General features: G+C 60.4%; 13 protein-coding genes. 8 read left to right on the top strand and 5 right to left on the bottom strand.

The features are described 5' to 3' along the window. Positions 1-174: 174 nt before the first annotated feature. The 5 genes from AB7M25_RS09240 to AB7M25_RS09220 are packed head-to-tail and all read right to left on the bottom strand — an operon-like array spanning position 175 to position 5,903. Complete coding sequence (locus AB7M25_RS09240) at positions 175-1,008, bottom strand: class I SAM-dependent methyltransferase (protein ID WP_429561344.1); 834 nt, start codon at positions 1,006-1,008, stop codon at positions 175-177. Then, on the bottom strand, positions 1,002-2,159 hold the full coding sequence (locus tag AB7M25_RS09235) for an acyltransferase family protein (protein WP_429383672.1): 1,158 nt from the start codon (positions 2,157-2,159) through the stop codon (positions 1,002-1,004). Before AB7M25_RS09235 ends, AB7M25_RS09240 begins: the two co-directional genes overlap by 7 nt. Next, the gene (locus AB7M25_RS09230) at positions 2,156-3,040 is read right to left on the bottom strand and encodes a class I SAM-dependent methyltransferase (protein ID WP_429383674.1); all 885 of its coding nucleotides are present in this window, start codon (positions 3,038-3,040) and stop codon (positions 2,156-2,158) included. The genes AB7M25_RS09235 and AB7M25_RS09230 overlap by 4 nt, the downstream gene beginning before the upstream one ends. Continuing rightward, entirely contained in the window at positions 3,037-4,332 is a 1,296-nt protein-coding gene (locus AB7M25_RS09225) for a glycosyltransferase (RefSeq protein ID WP_429518932.1), read from the bottom strand. The genes AB7M25_RS09230 and AB7M25_RS09225 overlap by 4 nt, the downstream gene beginning before the upstream one ends. After that, on the bottom strand, positions 4,326-5,903 hold the full coding sequence (locus tag AB7M25_RS09220; RefSeq protein ID WP_454237186.1) for a glycosyltransferase: 1,578 nt from the start codon (positions 5,901-5,903) through the stop codon (positions 4,326-4,328). The genes AB7M25_RS09225 and AB7M25_RS09220 overlap by 7 nt, the downstream gene beginning before the upstream one ends. A 422-nt stretch (positions 5,904-6,325) precedes the next feature. Here AB7M25_RS09220 and AB7M25_RS09215 point away from each other — a divergent pair, with 422 nt between their 5' ends. The 8 genes from AB7M25_RS09215 to AB7M25_RS09180 are packed head-to-tail and all read left to right on the top strand — an operon-like array spanning position 6,326 to position 15,314. Next, on the top strand, positions 6,326-7,240 hold the full coding sequence (locus AB7M25_RS09215) for a GDP-mannose 4,6-dehydratase (protein ID WP_429383680.1): 915 nt from the start codon (positions 6,326-6,328) through the stop codon (positions 7,238-7,240). Beyond that, positions 7,237-8,208, top strand: a complete 972-nt coding sequence (gmd, locus tag AB7M25_RS09210) for a GDP-mannose 4,6-dehydratase (RefSeq protein WP_429383682.1) — start codon at positions 7,237-7,239, stop codon at positions 8,206-8,208. Before AB7M25_RS09215 ends, gmd begins: the two co-directional genes overlap by 4 nt. Positions 8,209-8,211: 3 nt before the next feature. Beyond that, a complete protein-coding gene (locus tag AB7M25_RS09205; RefSeq protein WP_429383684.1) occupies positions 8,212-9,654 on the top strand; it encodes a mannose-1-phosphate guanylyltransferase/mannose-6-phosphate isomerase in 1,443 nt (480 codons plus the stop codon). After that, positions 9,655-10,452, top strand: coding sequence for an ABC transporter permease (locus AB7M25_RS09200; protein WP_007970681.1), 798 nt, complete (start codon positions 9,655-9,657; stop codon positions 10,450-10,452). Continuing rightward, positions 10,452-11,705, top strand: a complete 1,254-nt coding sequence (locus AB7M25_RS09195; protein WP_429383687.1) for an ABC transporter ATP-binding protein — start codon at positions 10,452-10,454, stop codon at positions 11,703-11,705. Before AB7M25_RS09200 ends, AB7M25_RS09195 begins: the two co-directional genes overlap by 1 nt. After that, positions 11,702-13,069, top strand: a complete 1,368-nt coding sequence (locus AB7M25_RS09190) for a glycosyltransferase family 4 protein (RefSeq protein ID WP_429383689.1) — start codon at positions 11,702-11,704, stop codon at positions 13,067-13,069. Before AB7M25_RS09195 ends, AB7M25_RS09190 begins: the two co-directional genes overlap by 4 nt. Continuing rightward, on the top strand, positions 13,053-14,183 hold the full coding sequence (locus AB7M25_RS09185; RefSeq protein WP_429518934.1) for a glycosyltransferase family 4 protein: 1,131 nt from the start codon (positions 13,053-13,055) through the stop codon (positions 14,181-14,183). Before AB7M25_RS09190 ends, AB7M25_RS09185 begins: the two co-directional genes overlap by 17 nt. Further along, entirely contained in the window at positions 14,184-15,314 is a 1,131-nt protein-coding gene (locus AB7M25_RS09180; RefSeq protein ID WP_454237185.1) for a glycosyltransferase family 4 protein, read from the top strand. It abuts the gene before it with no gap. Positions 15,315-15,386 lie beyond the last annotated feature (72 nt).

Below are 15,386 nucleotides of genomic sequence, written 5' to 3'. Positions count from 1 at the left end.
TGCCCCATTTATGGAGAGAGTGGCGGCCCTGTTGCACCGACCGCTTTTGCCAGGGGCTGCTTGCCCTCGCAACCTGGCGGACTTTGCTGATCCGGCTTGATGCAATGCTACGGGACGGCACCCAAGGTGGTACCGGACGGCCTGTTGCAGACCGTCACCCCCACCGTTGGCCAATCAGGGTTTACGCGCAATGATCACCTGACTCTTGGCTACCACGGCATCCAGCGCCTGCTTGATCTGTGGACCCCGTGGCGAAGCCAGGATCGCCTGCCAGGTGTCCGCCCAGTGGTTGAGCAACGGATGGTCCGGGTTGCTGAAGTCGACCTTGGCCTCCCAGAACAGCAGCATCCACATCGACCAATAGAATCCATACTGGCTGTGGCTGATCACTTCCAGGCCGGCATCGCTGACCATAGCCTTGAACTGCGCTTCGCTGATGATGCGAATGTGGTTGGGCTTCTGGAAATACTCGGCCGCGGCGATGTCTTTCTGCAGGTCTTCGGAGCTGGGGTGCGGGACGCTCAGCAGGTACAACGCACCCGGCTTACCGACGCGCACCAGTTCCGCGAGGAACTGGGCCGGATCGTCCACATGCTCGATGACCTCGGTCGACACCACCCGCGTGGCGGTCGCATCAGCAATCGGCAGCGGGTTGCAGTCGGTGACGTGGCATTCGACGTCGCGGGCCGGTGTATCGCTCAGGCGCTGACGGGTCGCTTCGACCTTGGCCGCGTCGATATCGGCGATGATGATCTTCGCCCCGCGCATCCCGCAGAAATGCACATTGCCGCCGTCGCCACAGCCCACATCCAGCAGTGTGTCCTCGGGGGTCACCGGGAAACCGCTGAACAGTTCGCCGGTCTGCTGATTGAACCAGCCGCTGAGCATCGCGTCGTGCAGGCCGAGCATGTAGGGGTCGACCTTCTCCGCCACGGGTGGCGCAGGCGCAATCTCTGGCTGCACAGGCGCGGGCGTGCCCGCCGTGAGTTTCTTCAAAAGGCTCAGCATGAGGTAGCTCCAGAGGATGAGACGGCTGTTCGGGAGGTGCCCAGGCGTTTGACCAGCGAGGCGCCGCGGTTGCGCATGGGCATTTCGATGTAGCGATAGTTGAGTTCGCTCAGCAGCACGATCAGGCCGCCAGCCATCAGCAACATCAGTATCGGATGGCCAGCCGGACTGGGCAGCCCGGCAGCCTGTAAACGGAAAATGAATTCACGTACCAGCAAGTAGGCCGGGATATGGATCAAATAAATCCCGTAGGAACGGCTGCCGACCCACGTCATCAGGTGCTTGAACACACCGCGCGGCAACAGGTAATCGCGGTTGTAGGAAGCAATCCAGACCAGCATTGCGCACAGCACCGCGATCACACCGATCCGGTATTGGGTGAAGGTAAAACGATCCGTGGCCATGAAGCCGAGCAGCAGCGACACCGTGATCAGTGCGGCAACACCCGCCCATGGACGACGCAGGAATGTGGGCTCCCAGCGCAGGTACGACGGTTGCGTACTCCACATCGCCAACAGCACGCCAAGGGCCAGCGCATCGGTGCGCACCACCATCAGGATCGGCGTGCGCAAGGTGAACAACTGCACAGCAACCAGCGCCAGCAAAGGCCACACAAGGTGTTTGCGAAACAGCACGATCATCAGCGGGAACAGCAGATAGAACTGCTCTTCCAGCGACAGGCTCCAGTACACGAAACTGGTGCCATATTCGTAGCGATAGAAACTGTCGGCAAAGCGGAAATTGGCGTACTGCGCGACGCCGGCCAGGGTCGCCTGAAGGTTCGCGTGCAGGGTGCCGAAGGCGCCGGAGCGGTTGAGAAAGAGACACGCCAGCAACATCAGCGCCAGCCACAACCAGGCCGACGGCAGCAAACGAAAGGCCCGGCGCAACCAGAAATTGCGCGTCTGTTGCCAATACTCCCGGCGCGTTGTGCAGCGGCGCATGGCCGGGATCAGGCTGCGGGCAATGACGAAGCCCGAGATCGCGAAAAACAGGTCCACGCCCCACCACGGCTGGCAATACAGCGTGATGGTCTGCAGCAAGGGCACCGCCGCCGCGAACAGGCTGTCCTGCAGGTGATGAAACAGCACGCCAAGCACCGCTATGCCGCGCAACAACTCGATGTCCATGATCCGTTTTTCGTTGCTCATGCGCCCTCCTGGACATGAGGTTTTCGAGCAATGATCACCTGGCTCTTGGGCATGAACCGGTCCAGCATCTGCTTGATCGCCAACCCGTCGGGCTGTGCCAGCAAGTCCTGCCAGGTTTTCGCCCAGCTCTCCATCAGCGGCGGGTACGGCGCCTGGATCCGGTCGCGAACCGCACCCCCCAGGTCGCGCCCGGCGGCCCGTTCACTGGCCCAGAAAAAAATCATGCCCATGACCCAGAAAAACCCGGTGGCCTGGCGATGTTCGATGACCAGGCCTGCGTCCTCCACCAGTGCGGCGAACCGCTCGGGGGTGAATATCTGCACATGATTGGGCGATTGAAAGTAGCTGGCCGGAGCGATGCCTTTCTGCAAATGCTCGCCCACCGGAGACGGTACGCTCAGCAGGTACTGCGCGCCGGGGCGGCCCATGCGCACCAGTTCGGCCATGAAGGGTTCCGGCTGGTCGATATGCTCGAGCACTTCCATGCACACGACTTTGCTCGCGCAACCATCGGCTAGCGGCAGCGGCAAACTGTTGCTGACCAGCCCCAGATTCGGTTGGTCCGACTGTGCAGCCACTTGCCGGGCAAGCTCGCGGACTTTGTCGTGTTCACTGTCGGTGAAGATCACCGAAGCGCCTTGACGCACCGCAAACAAGGTCGCCACGCCTTCGCCACAGCCGACATCCAGCAAGGTGTCGTCGGCGGTGATGGCAAACCCTTTGAGCAGTTCGCCGCTGTCCCCCGAAAACCAGCCGTCATGCATTGCATCGTGCAAGCCCACCTCTCTTGGCGACACGCGGGATTGCTCGACCGGCAATGGCGCAGGCCGGGGCTCGGCTTTCGTCTCTGGAAAGAAACGTCTGACCAATGCGCGAATCATGCCTCAGGGGTTTCCACGACACGGTTCTCGAACAGGTGCTCGAAAAATGCCTCAAGCCGCTGTTCGGCAGTGGCCTGGCTGCAGAATTTCCTGAGGCTGGCCACTGCGTGCGCGGACATCCGTGCATAACGCCCGGGATCATCCTTGGCCACGTCATAGCTTGACTGATAAGCCCTGCACAACGACGCCCAATTGGTGACATAGCGCAGGGTACGAAACGCTCTGCGCGGGTCATGTGGCCAGGCCGTCAGCTCATCGGTGGAGTCAATCAGGAATGCATTTTCGGCATCCAGATAATCGATCATCGCCGTGGTCCGTGGTGCCACCGCCGGTTTACCACAGGACATGAACTCCATCAGCGGAAGACATTGACCCTCGCCGTAGGACGTGTTGACCACGTAACTCGTGGCTTGCACCAGCTGCTCATAGTCCGCGTCAGCCAGATAGCCGTAAATCAGCACGACCCGGCAGCGGTAAGACTGGTTTTTGTACAAGTGGTGAAGGATGTCAGTCAGCGCTTCTTCGGCATCGTGGTGCGTCAATTTGAGCACCAGCGTTGCGTCGTCCACCTCGCGAAACGTCACGCAAAAGGCACTGAGCATGTCTTCCCAATTCTTGCGCCCATCACTGGGGTTGAACACCGAGGTGTAAATCACGCCGTTGAGGACCAACTCGTGTTCACTCGGCGGGGCCCGGAAATCAATACCCACGCCTTCGCGAGTGGCCACGGGGCCGAAGGCGCGCAAATCGAGTTCGCGGCTGTCTGCCAGCAACCCCTTGAGCGTCAACCGCACCTGACTGGCCAAGGGCTGACGCTTCAAGTGGGCGCCACGCTCGGAAAACCGGTCCCATACCGGGGCCGGTACCGCGATGATCGGATAGTCGGCGCCCATCGCCTCGCGCACCGCATTCACGGTGTAGCTGGAATGTGTAATCGCCGCACCCGCTGCGCGCAACACCGTGCGCCAGTCATTGAGCGGGTCACCGGCAAAGGGTTCGTTGGGGATGGTGCTGAATTCCCACGCGAACACCGGCAGCGTCGGGCAGGTGAAATTGACCGGCGTACGATGAGGCGGTGAGAACGACAGGAACACGCACGCTTCACCACGGGACAAGGCGTCCCTGTACAAGGCATCGACTTCGGTCTGGGGGTCGCTGACTTCTACCACTCGCCCCAACCGCTCCAGCACAGGTCGGTACTCCTTGAGCACGAAGTAATAGCTGTATTCCGAACGGCCAAGGTTCCGGGCAATGGTGTGCTGGTTGGTTTCCGAATGAATGATGATCAGCATGGGGCATTATCCGTCACGGTGGCTGTCGGCAAAGACTGTGGCGCCAGCCCGAAAAAATCCGCCATGCGTTTCTGCACCGGGGCGAAAGCGCAGTAATCGTGCATGCGCTCGACGGCGGCGAGGGACATGCGCTGATACTCCAGCGGTTGTTCCTTGGCCAGACGGTAACTGTTTTCGTAAGCGGTTTTCAGCGAACCCCAATCCGGCCGGTAACGCAGGGTGCGGTAGATGATGCGAGTGTCCTGCGGCCAGATGGTCAGTTCTTCGCTGGACTTGACCACAAACGCCACACGCTCATCGATGTAGTCCTCCATGGCCGTGTGATCGGGGGCAATCACCGGTTTACCACTGGCCATGAACTCCATCAGCGGCAGGCACAGCCCTTCGCAACGCGAAGCATTGACGTAGTAACTGGCGGCTGCGTACAGCCGGGCGTATTGCGGGTCGTCCAGGTAGCCGTGCATGACCACCACCCGACAGGCGAAAGGCGAAAGCTGGGCGAGCAACGTCATCAGTTCGTCGTGGTAGGACGACAGATCACTTTGGGTAATCTTCAGCACCAGCGTCGCGTCAGACGTTTCGCGAAACGCCCAGCAGAATGCGGTGATCAGTTGATGCCAGTTCTTGCGCCCGTCACGCGGGTTGAACACGGTGACGTACACCACACCGTCTACCTGTGTTTCGACCTGGGCGGTGGTGTCCGGCCACTGTCGCGGCTCTGGCTCGGGTACTGCCATCGTCTGCGGGCCGGCGATGGCCGGCAACCAGTCAGCGAGACGCTCATGGGCGGCTTGCGACAACAGGTCGCGAACCCCTTCCCAATACCACTGGCTTAGAAAATGAGTGCGATGCACCGGGACCGGCAGCAATTTGCCTTTGTCCAGGCGCCACATACGCAGGTAATGGCGAGCAATCACAAAGCGGCGCTTGAGCGTCAGCGGCGGTGGCTTCAATGCTTCAAGCTCGGCCTCGAGCGCCGCCAGTTCCTCGGCGGTCGGCACGACGGGAATCAGAGCATCGGCGTTCAGCCCGAGTGTGCGCGTATCGAAGATGCAACCCTTGATGTCCAGGGGCGAGCCGGCGCTGATCGGGGCGCTGGTGTGGCGACTACGAATGTCGGCGAAGTTTTCCCACAACGGCGTCGGCAGCACCAGCACCGGGAAATCTTCGCCCATGGCCCGACGAATCGCCCGGGCGGTATGACTGGAAAGCGTGATCACCCGGCCCTGGCGCGCGAGCATTTGTGTCCAGTCCTGGCGCGGGTCGTTATCCCATTGCTCATTAGGAATCGAATCAAACTCCCAGGCCACCACGCAGATGGTCGGGCACTCAAGGTCGTTCGGGGTTTTCTGCGGTGGCGTAAACGACAGGAACAGACTGTCTTCGCCGGCGGCCAACAATTGTTTGTAGAGCGGATCGACCTCGGCGGTGGAGGACACCACATGCACTCGCCCAAGGCTTTCGAGCACAGGGCGATATGCCTTGAGCACGAAGTAGTAACTGTATTCGGGACGACCGAGGCTCTGGCTGATGGAGCTGTCGTTGATGTCCGAGTAAAGAATGAAATTCATGGCATCCCACCGTGACGCCGCCATCCCGGCAGCCGCACGCTATGACGGGGAGAACAGGGTTCGAGCCAGTGTTTACTGGCGCTCGTCCATCGTCTTCCTGCCCGTCTTCGTTCTTGTTTTAGTGGTCAGTTTCTCGCAGTTTCGAAGCGACGCTGCCGAACCCCGGGTAATCGTGACGAGGGGCATTCTAAACACATCCATCGAGGGTTCGTGAACCGCCTGGCGAGAATAATTCAGGCTACGCTGAGGAGAACTGATCAGTCACGATTGGACTTGTTGAAATTGCCGAGCAAATGGCACAGATTGGCTACCAAACAACTACAACAAACATTTCACCCACCGTTCGAGCGATCATGTCGCTCGCAAGTTTTTCCATGGAGCCTGTGGAAAATGGATGAAATGCATGACCAAGGGGTCGCTGTTTGAAAAAACGTCTGTTTGTCACGGGTCTGAGCGGATTCGTAGGACAACACATCCAATCGCGTTTGCAGGCTGATACCTCGGAATGGGAGCTGCTGCCGGTTCCTTGTCGCTACGATCTTGCTGCGCCGGACAGCCTTGAAGGCTTGTGGCCGCAAATGCCCGATGCGGTGATCCACCTGGCCGGCCAGACGTTCGTCCCGGAGGCCTTTCGTGATCCGGCCGGCACCCTGAACATCAATCTGCTGGGCACCCTGAACCTGCTGCAAGCCCTCAAGGCGCGCGGGTTCACCGGTACGTTTCTGTACGTCAGCTCCGGTGATGTCTATGGCCAGGTCGCTGAAGGGCATCTACCCATCACTGAATTGCACCCCCCCTGCCCGCGCAATCCCTACGCCGTGAGCAAACTGTCGGCCGAGTTCCTGAGTCTGCAATGGGGCCTGAGCGAAGGTTGGCCCGTACTGGTCGCCCGCCCGTTCAACCATATCGGCAGCGGGCAGAAGGACAGCTTCGTCATCGCCAGCGCCGCCCGTCAGATTTGCCGGATCAAGCAAGGCCTGCAAGCGCCACAATTGGAGGTCGGGGACATCGACGTCACGCGCGACTTCCTCGATGTCGCGGACGTGGTCTCGGCCTACCTGGCCTTGCTGGAAAAAGGCACACCGGGGCAGGTCTACAACATTTGCTCGGGACGCGAGCAGAGCATTCGCAGTTTGATCGAACAACTGGCAGATCTTGCCCAGGTCGACCTGCAACTGGTCCAGGACCCTGCGCGGCTTCGCCGTGCGGATCAGCGTCGGGTGTGCGGCAGCCCTGACAGGCTGGCCCAGTCCACCGGATGGAAGTCTGAAATCACAACACAACAATCCCTGCGGGCGATCCTGTCCGACTGGGAGAAGCGAGTACGACAAGTATGACTAAAAGTGCATTGATCACGGGGATCACCGGTCAGGATGGCGCCTATCTGGCCAAACTGCTGCTCGACAAGGGTTACAAAGTCCACGGTCTGGTCGCGCGTCGCAGCAGCGACTCGCGCTGGCGTCTGCGCGAGATGGGGGTCGAGGCGGACATCGTCTACCTGGATGGCGACATGGCCGATGCCTGTTCAGTGCAGCGCGCGGTGATCAAGTCGGCGCCGGACGAGGTCTACAACCTCGCCGCGCAAAGCTTTGTCGCGGCCTCCTGGGATCAACCGGTGACCACCGGCATCGTCGACGGCCTGGGCGTTACCCACCTGCTCGAAGCGATCCGCCAGTTCAGTGCGCACACGCGTTTCTATCAGGCGTCCACCAGCGAGATGTTCGGCCTGATCCAGGCCGAGCAGCAGGACGAGAACACACCGTTCTATCCGCGCAGCCCTTATGGCGTCGCCAAGCTGTATGGCCACTGGATTACCGTGAACTACCGCGAAAGCTTCGACCTGCACGCCAGCAGCGGGATTCTGTTCAACCACGAATCACCGCTGCGCGGCATCGAGTTCGTGACACGCAAAGTCACCGACGCCGCCGCCCGGATCAAACAGGGCAAACAGCAGGAACTGCGCCTGGGCAACATCGACGCCAAGCGCGACTGGGGTTTTGCCGGCGACTACGTCGAAGCCATGTGGCTGATGCTGCAACAGGACAAACCCGACGACTTCGTGGTGGCCACCGGCGTGACCACCACCGTGCGCGAGATGTGTCGGATCGCCTTCGATCATGTGGGCCTGAACTACCGTGATTACGTGAAGATCGACCCGGCGTTCTTCCGCCCGGCCGAAGTCGAAGTGCTGCTCGGCAACCCGGCCAAGGCCCAGCGAGTGCTGGGCTGGAAGCCAAAAACCGACCTGGATACCTTGATCCGCATGATGATGGATGCGGACATGAAACGCGTCGCCAAGGAGTAGGCCATGCTGATTCCCGTGATTCTCTCCGGCGGTGCCGGGACAAGGTTGTGGCCGGTGTCGCGTGAAGGCCATCCCAAACCGTTCATGGCCTTGCCTGACGGCCAGTCGCTGCTGGGCAAGACCTATCGGCGTGCCGCCGACCTGCTCGACGGCTGGGGCGATATCGTCACGGTGACCAACCGCGAGTACTACTTCCAGAGCAAGGATCACTTTCGGGACGCGCACCTGGGCCGTCATCGCGGGCACTTCCTGCTCGAGCCAACGGGGCGCAATACGGCGCCGGCGATTGCCGCCGCCGCCCTCTCGCTCCAGGCCCTGCATGGTGACGACGCGATCATGCTGGTCATGCCGGCCGACCATCTGATCGTCAATGTCGAGGCCTTGAAGGACGCGGTCGAGCATGCCGTGACATTGGCCAAGAGCGGTCACCTGGTGACCTTCGGCGTGGTGCCGAGCGTTCCGGAAACCGGTTTTGGCTACATTGAAGCCGGCACACCACTGGACGACAGGGGCGCTGCCGGCGTGCGGCGCTTCGTCGAAAAACCCGACCTGCAAACCGCGACGCATTACGTGGAAAGCGGCAACTTCCTGTGGAACTCCGGGATGTTCTGCTTCTCGGTCGCCACCCTGCTGGCCGAACTGCAAACCCACGCTCCCACGTTGCTGGAGCAGACGCAAACCTGCATGGCCGCCAGCGCTGCGGTGGAAAACAACGGGAGCGTGCAACAGGAGCTGTCACCGGCGCTGTTTGGCGAAATCATGGACATTTCCATCGACTACGCGTTGATGGAGCACTCCGACAAGGTGGTCGTCGTACCCGCCCGTTTCGACTGGAGCGACATCGGCTCCTGGGGGGCGGTGGCCGCGCTCGTACCGGCGGATGCACAAAACAACCGCGCCGTCGGCGAAGCGATTTTCATCGACAGCCACAACAACTTTGTCCAGAGCGACAACCGTCTGGTAGCGACCGTGGGCGTGGATGACCTGATCATCGTCGACACCGCCGACGCGGTGCTGGTGGCCCACGCCGACCGCGCCCAGGACGTGCGCCGGGTGGCCAGGCAACTCAAGGACAAAGAGCACGAGGCCTATCGCCTGCACCGTACGGTCAGCCGGCCATGGGGCACCTACACCGTGCTCGAGGAAGGCCCGCGCTTCAAGATCAAACGTATCGTGGTCAAGCCCGGCGCCAAGCTGTCATTGCAGATGCACCACCATCGCAATGAACACTGGGTGGTGGTCGAAGGCATGGCCAAGGTCACCAACAACGGCACCGGCACGCACCTGGTGGCCAAGAACGAATCGACCTTCATTGCCGCCGGTCACAAGCATCGCCTGGAGAATCCCGGCGTGATCGACCTTGTGATCATCGAAGTGCAAAGCGGCGAATACCTGGGAGAGGACGACATCGTCCGCTTCGAAGACCAATACGGCAGGACAGTTTGAATGCTGCTTTCTTTGTACCGCTCGCTGTGGAGCTACCGGGGTTTCATCCTCGGTAGCGTCAAGCGAGAGTTCCAGGCGCGTTATCGCAATTCACTGTTCGGTGCCTTGTGGACCGTGCTCAACCCGCTGTCGATGATCATCGTCTACACCGTGATCTTTTCCCACATCATGCGCGCCCGTTTGCCAGGGGTGGATGACGGTTTGGCCTACAGCGTCTACCTCTGTGCCGGATTGCTGACGTGGGGTTTGTTCGCAGAAATCACCGTCCGCAGTCAGAACATGTTTCTGGACAACGCCAACCTGCTGAAAAAAATCAGCTTCCCGCGGATCTGCCTGCCGGTCATCGTGCTGTTCAACGCCGGCATCAACTTCGCGATCATCATCGGCCTGTTCCTGGGCTTTCTGTTGCTCACCGGGCGACTGCCGGGGATGGCGCTGCTGGCGCTCATTCCTCTGCTCGCGTTACAGGTGATGTTTTGTGCCGGGTTGGGGATGATTCTTGGCGTACTGAATGTGTTCTTTCGCGATGTCGGGCAATTTTTCGCCATTTGCCTGCAGTTCTGGTTCTGGCTGACGCCGATCGTGTACCCGATGAGCATTCTGCCCGATTGGGTGCAGCGCCTGCTGCAACTCAACCCCCTGACCAACCTGATGTCCAGCTACCAGAACCTGTTTCTTTACGGTCAATGGCCCGTCTGGAGTTCGCTGCTGCCGATCATGGTCGCCAGTGTCTTGTTCTTCGTCATCGGACTGCGCCTGTTTCGACAGCGGGTCGGCGAAATGGTGGATGAACTCTGATGGGGCACATACGCGTCACCGGCCTGGGCAAGGCCTATAAACAGTACCCTACCCGCTGGAGTCGACTGGCCGAGTGGCTGATCCCGTTTTCGCCGATCCGTCATCGCCAGCATTGGGTGCTACAAGACGTGACCTTCCAGATTGCCCCCGGAGAATCGGTGGGCATCGTCGGGGTCAACGGCGCCGGCAAAAGCACCTTGTTGAAGATGATCACCGGCACCACCCAACCCACCTGCGGCACCATTGAGCTCGAAGGCAGCGTCGCCGCCCTGCTGGAACTGGGCATGGGTTTTCATGCGGACTTCACCGGCCGGCAGAATGCGGTCATGGCCGGGCAATTGCTGGGCATGCAGGTCGAAGAAATAGAAGCCTTGATGCCGGAAATCGAAGGTTTCGCGGAAATTGGCGACGCCATCGACCACCCGGTGCGTACTTATTCCAGCGGCATGCAAATGCGTCTGGCGTTCAGCGTGGCCACTGCGCGACGCCCGGACATTTTGATCGTCGACGAAGCACTGTCGGTGGGCGACGCCTACTTCCAGCACAAAAGCTTCGACCGCATCCGCAGCTTTCGCAAAGCCGGTACGACGCTGTTGATCGTCTCCCATGACCGCTCGGCGATTCAGTCGATCTGCGACTCGGCGATCCTCCTGGAAAACGGCCACATGGCCATGCACGACACCCCCGAAGCCGTCATGGATTACTACAACGCCCTGCTCGCCGAGCGTGAAGGACAGACCGTGCGCCAGGAAATGCTCTCTGGCGGTCAGGTCAGCACCATTTCGGGAACGGGTGAGGCCAGGATTCTGAACGTGCGTCTGCTCGACAAACATGAGCGGTCCATCGACGCCGCCGAAGTCGGCCAGCCGGTGGTGCTGGAGGTGAATGTCGAAGTTCGCCAGGACATCGAGCGACTGGTGCTGGGCTTCATGATCAAGGACCGCCTGGGCCAGGCCATGTACGGCATCAACACCCATCGCCAGGATCAGGCGCTGACCGATCTGCAGGCTGGCGAGCGCGTGACCTACCGCTTTGCTTTCGTCATGGGGCTGGGCAAGGGTAACTATTCCGTGGCGTTGAGCTTGTCTCGCCTGGATTCGCACCTGGACCGCAACTTCGAGTGGCGTGATTACGGGTTGGTGTTCCATGTGATCAACAACCGCCAGGAAGATTTTGTCGGCTGCTCGTGGCTGGCCGCGAAGACCACCGTCACGCGCTCGAGCGCGCCGGTCACCTCCGGGAGTACGCCATGACCCGTCTTCTGGTGGAATGCACCCACGTATTCCAACACCCCAAGGTCAATTCTGGCATTCAGCGAGTGGTGCGCAACGTCGTCAACCAGCTACCGGAATCGCTCGACGGTGTTGAATGCATCCCGGTGGTGATGCTCAAGGGCAAACTCTATCGGGTACTGAAACTCGGCGCGCTGAACATCCCGCTTTTCGATCAGTTAATGATGTTCGGCGGCAGACTTGGCCGACTGGCACATCGTTTCTGGCAATGGCACCAGCGGCTCGACCAACGCTTGACATCGCGGTTCGCCCGACGCGTGGTGTACGTGGCTTATCGACTGACAGCGCTGACCTGCTTCAGCGTGCCGCTGCGCCTGATCGACCAGCTCAATCAGTATCAACTGCCCAAACGTTGTGCACCATTGCAGCATCAACCGGGGGATCAGCTGGTGTTGCTGGACTCGTCCTGGCACACCGACTTTTTCCCGTTTGCCGAACAGCTCAAACGCGAAGGCGTGGGCATCGTTTCAGTGATCTACGACCTGATTCCCCTGACTCACCCGCAGTTTTACGACACACGGCTGGTGCAGGTGTTCAACGAGTGGTTCGACTGGATCACCCGGACCGCCGATGGCTACGTGGCCATTTCCGCCACGGTGCGTGACCAGGTGCGAGAGGAGGTTCAACACCGCCTGGGCACTGCCAGGGCCAACCAGTTGTGGTTCGATTATTTTCACCTGGGTTCCGAACTCGATCTGAGGGAAGTCACCGCCGCCGTGGAACCGCGTCTTGCCCGGCTGTTCGAGACGCCGGACCCCATATTCCTGATGGTCAGTACCATCGAACCGCGCAAAAACCACGACTACCTGCTGGACGCTTTCGAGCTGGCCTGGGCGGCGGGCTCCAGGGCCCGGCTGTGTATCGCCGGTCGGGTCGGCTGGAAATGCGACGCCCTGCTCACCCGGGTTCGCAATCACCCGCAACTGAACCAACGACTGTTCATGTTCAATGATCTGAGTGACACCAGCCTCGAACATGCCTACACCCACGCCAGCTCACTGGTGTTTCCGTCTTTTGTCGAAGGCTTCGGCCTGCCGCTGGTGGAAGCCATGCAGCGTGGACTGCCGGCCATGGGCAGCGACATTGCGGTCTTTCGTGAAATCGGCGGCGAGTTCATGGCGTATTTCGACCTGGCCGAGCCACAAAGCCTGGCTGATCTGGTCGTTCGTTTCGAGAGCAGCGGTCAATTCCCGGCCACTCGCGACGTCGCGGACTGGCGCTGGATCGGCTGGCGTGAGGCCAGTGCGCAACTGGCTGAACGCACCCTGCGCAATCTTGTAGACGTGCCGCTCGTGGAAGAGAGGCAACATGCGAATTGCCCTTAACGCGCGGATTCTCCAGGCGCCCCGTACCGGCATCGGCCACTACGTCGCCGAACTGGCGAACGCCCTGGCGGATGAACCGGATGTTGAACTGGCGCTGTTTCATGGCTGGGGCTGGAGTTCTGTGCTGCCTGAGGCGGCCATGCCCGGTTATTCCCGGCTGACACCTTTGCTACGGCAGATTCCGGGGGCCTATCAGGCCCGACGGTGGCTGGAGCAGAAACGCTTCGATCAAGGCCGCGCGCAAGCTATCGACCTCTACCACGAACCGAGCTTGTGGCCGCTGTCGTTCGACGGCCCGACCGTCATCACCCTGCATGACCTGACGCACCTGCACTACCCCGAAACGCAGCCGCCCGCGCGCTTGCGAGAAATCGAACGGCGCGTGACCGAGGGCGTGCAGCGGGCGAGCCTGATACTGACCGACTCGCAATACATTGCCGACGAAGCCCAGGCACATTTCGGTCTACCGGCCGAGCAGTTTATCGTCGCGCCGCTGGGCGTAGCCGGACGTTTTCACCCTCGCCCCCCCGAGGTCATCGATACTGTACTCAAGGCTCATGGCGTCGAGGCGCGGGAATACTTCCTCTGTGTCGGCACCCTGGAGCCGCGCAAGAATCTGTCCCTGGCCCTGCGCGCCCACGCCCGATTGCCGGAATCAGTCCGTCAGCGTTTTCCATTGCTGATCGTCGGCATGGCCGGCTGGCAGCGCGAGCAGTTCAGTGAAGAATTGCAGCAGGCCCTGGCTTGCGGTTACGTCTGTTTGCTGGGCTATCTGCCCGATGAGCACGTTGCGCAGCTGTTGGCGGGCGCACGGGCATTGATTTTTCCGTCGATTTACGAAGGTTTTGGCCTGCCGGTGCTGGAGGCCATGGCCTGCGGCACGCCGGTCATTTTGACTCGACGCTCGGCCATGCCCGAAGTGGCAGGCCCTGCGGGCAACTATATTGAACCTGATGATCCCGACGGCTTGCGCGATGCAATGAACCGTCTGATCGAGGATCTAGCGCATTGGCAGGCATGCCGGGAAGCCGGATTGCTACAGGCAAGGCTTTTTACCTGGGAGCGCTGTGCACAAGTCACGGCCAGCGCCTATCGCCAGGCCATGGGAGATTGAATGCGAGTTCTTCATTTTTTCAAGACGTACCTGCCTGATTCGGTCGGCGGGATCGAACAAGTGATTTTCCAGTTGTGCGAAAGCGGTGCCCTGCACGGCGTTGAAGGCAAGGTGCTGACACTCAGTGCCGACCCGACACCGCCGGTGATGCAGATCGCTCAACATGAAGTCCATCGAGCCCGGCTCGACATTCAGTTCGCCTCCACCGGGTTTTCCTGGAGCGTCTTCAAGCAGTTTCGCGAGCTGGCGGCCGAGGCCGACGTGGTCAATTACCACTTTCCATGGCCGTTCATGGACCTGGTGCATTTCGCCAGCGGTCTGAACAAACCCAGCGTGGTGACCTATCACTCGGACATTATCCGCCAGAAAAACCTGCTCAAACTATACCGGCCGCTGATGAATCGCTTTCTGCACAGCGCCGACCGGATCGTCGCTGCATCACCCAATTACCTGCACACCAGTGATGTGTTGCAACAGTTTCAGCACAAGACCCGAGTGATCCCCTACGGATTGAACAAGGCAGGTTACCCACAGCCGGACAGCAACCGAACGGCTCACTGGCGGCAGAAGCTTGGCGACAAGTTCTTTCTGTTTGTGGGTGTGATGCGCTACTACAAGGGCTTGCACATCCTGCTCGACGCCCTGAAAGACCTGGATTACCCGACAGTGATTGTCGGTGCCGGCCCACTCGAAGCAGAGCTTCATGCCCAGGCGGCCGCCTTGGGTTTACGCCATGTTCACTTCCTCGGGCGTCTGGGAGACGAGGACAAAGTGGCGCTGCTGCAACTGAGCTACGCCATCGTGTTCCCGTCGCACCTGCGTTCCGAAGCCTTCGGCATTTCACTGCTTGAAGGCGCGATGTATGGCAAACCGATGATCTCCAGTGAGATTGGCACGGGCACCAGTTACATCAACATCCATAACGAAACCGGGCTGGTGGTGCCGCCCAGTGATCCACTGGCGTTTCGTGAGGCGATGCGCACGCTTTGGGAAAACCCGGTGCTGGCGGCACAAATGGGCGAGAAGGCGCAGGCTCGCTATCAGACTCTGTTTACGGCGGACGAAATGGGTCGCAAATGGGCGGCGTTGTATGAGGAACTGCTGGAAGAAAAAAACCTCGCCTATGCATGAGGCTTTTTTGCCGGATCCGACTGGCCTCGGCTGCGGCGTGCCAACAGTGTTACGATCCCGCGACTGTAGATT

The organism is Pseudomonas sp. AP3_22 TE3818 (genome assembly GCF_053628995.1).
This window is presented reverse-complemented; position numbering and strand designations above follow the sequence as displayed.